The organism is Streptomyces sp. NPDC059477, assembly GCF_042749375.1.
Classification (GTDB): domain Bacteria; phylum Actinomycetota; class Actinomycetes; order Streptomycetales; family Streptomycetaceae; genus Streptomyces.
This window is the reverse complement of record NZ_JBHYUG010000122.1, coordinates 1-3,196: the sequence shown is the minus strand read 5'-3', so window position 1 is coordinate 3,196 and position 3,196 is coordinate 1. Positions and strand designations below refer to the sequence as shown.

The window sequence follows — 3,196 nt, the reverse complement described above, 5'->3', positions numbered from 1 at the left end:
CGTGCGGATTCCGGCACGCGGGCGGGCCGTCCCTGGCCGTCTAGTCGGCCGCCACGACGGTGACTTCGCCGATGCCGAGGGCCTCCACGGGCGCCTTGATCTGCGCGGCGTCGCCGACGAGGACGGTCACCAGCCGGTCCACCGGGAAGGCGTTGACGACGGCCGCCGTGGCCTCGACGGTGCCGGTCGCGGCGAGTTGCTGATACAGCGTCGCCTGATAGTCGTCGGGCAGGTGCTGCTCGACCTGGTCCGCGAGCGTGCTCGCGACGGCCGCCGCGGTCTCGTACTTGAGCGGCGCCACGCCGACGAGGTTCTGCACGGCGGTGTCCCGCTCGGCGTCGGTCAGCCCCTCCGCGGCGAGCGTGCGCAGGACGGTCCACAGGTCGTCCAGGGCCGGTCCGGTGTTCGGCGTGTCGACCGAGCCGCTGACGGCCAGCATGGACGCGCCGGCGCCGTCGGGCCCGGACCTGAGGACCTGGCCGAACGCGCGGACGCCGTAGGTGTAGCCCTTCTCCTCGCGCAGCACCCGGTCCAGCCGGGAGGTGAGGGTGCCGCCCAGGCAGTACGTGCCGAGCACCTGGGCGGGCCAGACGCGGTCGTGCCGGTCGGAGCCGACGCGGCCGAGCAGCAACTGCGTCTGGACGGCTCCGGGCCGGTCCACGATGACGACGCGCCCGGTGTCGTCGGCGCTGACCGGCGGTACGGGCCGGGGCGCGGCCGTGGAGCCGGTCCAGGCGCCGAGCGTGTCGCCGAGCAGCGTGTCGAGGTCGACGCCGGTCAGATCGCCGACGACCACGACGGTGCCGGTCGCGGGGCGTACGTGCTTCTCGTAGAAGGCGCGTACGGCGGCGGAGTCGATGCCGGCGACGGACTCCTCGGTGCCCTGGCGCGGGCGCGACATGCGCGAGGTCGCCGGGAACAGCTCCTTGGACAGCTCCTTGGCGGCGCGGCGCGAAGGGTTGGCCAGCTCGTGCGGGATCTCGTCGAGGCGGTTGCGCACCAGGCGCTCGACCTCGCTGTCGTCGAACGCGGGCGCGCGCAGGGCGTCGGCGAGCAGGCCGAGCGCCTTCGGCAGCCGGGAGACCGGCACTTCGAGGCTGAGGCGGACGCCGGGGTGGTCGGCGTGCGCGTCCAGGGTGGCGCCGCAGCGCTCCAGCTCGGCGGCGAAATCCTCGGCGGAGTGCTTGTCGGTGCCCTCGGAGAAGGCGCGGGCCATGATCGTGGCCACGCCCTCCAGGCCGTCCGGTTCGGCGTCCAGCGGCGCGTCCAGCAGCACCTCGACGGCGACGACCTGCTGGCCGGGGCGGTGGCAGCGCAGGACCGTGAGGCCGTTGTCGAGCGTGCCGCGCGTGGGGGCCGGGAACGCCCAGGGGCGGGCGTCGCCGGGCTGCGGCTGGGGGTGGAACTCCATGGGGGCCAGCTCGCTCACTTGGCCGCCTCCTCGTTGTCGTCGGTGGCCGCGGCTGCCACGCCGTCTGCGTCCGCCGTGTCCTCGGCGTCGTCGGCGTCCGTAGCGCTCTCGGCCTGGGCTTCGGGGGCCGTCGGCTCGTAGACGAGCACCGCGCGGTTGTCGGGCCGCAGGCGGGCCTTGGCGACCTCCTGGACCTCCTCGGCGGTCACCTCCAGCACGCGCTGGACGGCGCTCAGGGCGAGCTGCGGGTCACCGAAGAGGACCGCGTACCGGCACAGTTCGTCCGCGCGGCCGGCGACCGTACCGAGCCGGTCCAGCCACTCGCGCTCCAGCTGGGCCTGGGCGCGCTCCATCTCCTCCGCCGTGGGGCCCTCGGCGGCGAACCGGGCCAGCTCCTCGTCGATGGCGGTCTCGATGACCGGCACCTCGACGTCCCCGGAGGTCTTCACGTCCAGCCAGCCCAGGGAGGGCGCCCCGGCCAGCCGCAGCAGGCCGAATCCGGCCGCCACGGCCGTACGGTCGCGGCGCACCAGCCGGTTGTACAGGCGGGAGGACTCGCCGCCGCCGAGGACGGTGAGCGCCAGGTCGGCCGCGTCGCACGCGTGCGTGCCGTCCTCGGGGAGCCGGTAGGCGGCCATCAGCGCGCGGGCCGGGACCTCCTCCTCGACGACCTCGCGCAACTGCTCGCCGACGGTCTCGGGGAGCGAGCCGTCGCGCGGGACGGGCTTGCCGTCGTGGGCCGGGATGGAGCCGAAGTACTTCTCGATCCAGGCGAGCGTCCGCTCCGGGTCGATGTCGCCGACCACGGACAGCACGGCGTTGTTGGGCGCGTAGTACGTGCGGAAGAACACGCGCGCGTCGTCCAGGGTGGCCGCGTCCAGGTCGGCCATGGAGCCGATCGGCGTGTGGTGGTAGGGGTGGCCCTCCGGGTAGGCGAGGGCGGTGAGCTTCTCGAAAGCGGTGCCGTAGGGGACGTTGTCGTAGCGCTGGCGGCGCTCGTTCTTGACGACGTCCCGCTGGTTTTCCATGGACTCCTCGTCCAGGGCGGCCAGCAGCGAGCCCATTCGGTCCGCCTCCAGCCACAGCGCCAGCTCCAGCTGGTGGGCCGGCATGGTCTCGAAGTAGTTGGTGCGCTCGAAGCTGGTGGTGCCGTTGAGCGAGCCGCCGGCGCCCTGGACCAGCTCGAAGTGCCCGTTGCCCTTGACCTGCGCGGAGCCCTGGAACATCAGGTGCTCGAAAAGGTGAGCCAGGCCGGTGCGCCCCTTGACCTCGTGGCGCGAGCCGACGTCGTACCAGAGGCACACCGCCGCGACCGGGGTCAGGTGGTCCTCGGAGAGCACCACGCGCAGACCGTTGGCCAGACGGTGCTCGGTCGCTGTCAGGCCGCCGGAGCCTGCCTCGGCGGTGGCCGTGTGACCCATGGGCATGTACGTCCCTTCGATCGCGGACGCGGTCGTTCCGACCGCAGTTTTCCTGTCGGTCCTGCCACTGTATGCAAGTGTGCGCGGCACCGGCGAAGTTCCCGGACCGCGTACGCCGAGAGCGGATCGCGTAGCCTGCGGGCAGCCGTGCCGTACGGCGGCACGCGCGGGCTCGGACGGTGGCTTTCGGCGCCGGGCGCAACCGCCGGTCCGGTGTGCGATCCGGGCGGCGGTCCGCGTTGTCAGTGCCGCAGTCCACAATGGTCCGCGTCAGATCCACCTCCCGTTCCACGCTTCAGCAAGAGCGAGCCGCGGGGCGGGCCGGTGTCGGCAGGACGGACGGGCAGGGCCTGCCCGTCCGTCC

General features: G+C 73.4%; 2 protein-coding genes. Both read right to left on the bottom strand.

Annotated elements, in window-relative coordinates; all coding sequences use genetic code 11:
* Nucleotides 1-40 precede the first annotated feature (40 nt).
* Nucleotides 41-1,429, bottom strand: coding sequence for a M16 family metallopeptidase (locus ACFXAZ_RS35895; protein ID WP_384600051.1), 1,389 nt, complete (start codon nucleotides 1,427-1,429; stop codon nucleotides 41-43).
* On the bottom strand, nucleotides 1,426-2,832 hold the full coding sequence (locus ACFXAZ_RS35890) for a M16 family metallopeptidase (protein WP_384600090.1): 1,407 nt from the start codon (nucleotides 2,830-2,832) through the stop codon (nucleotides 1,426-1,428). Before ACFXAZ_RS35890 ends, ACFXAZ_RS35895 begins: the two co-directional genes overlap by 4 nt.
* Nucleotides 2,833-3,196 lie beyond the last annotated feature (364 nt).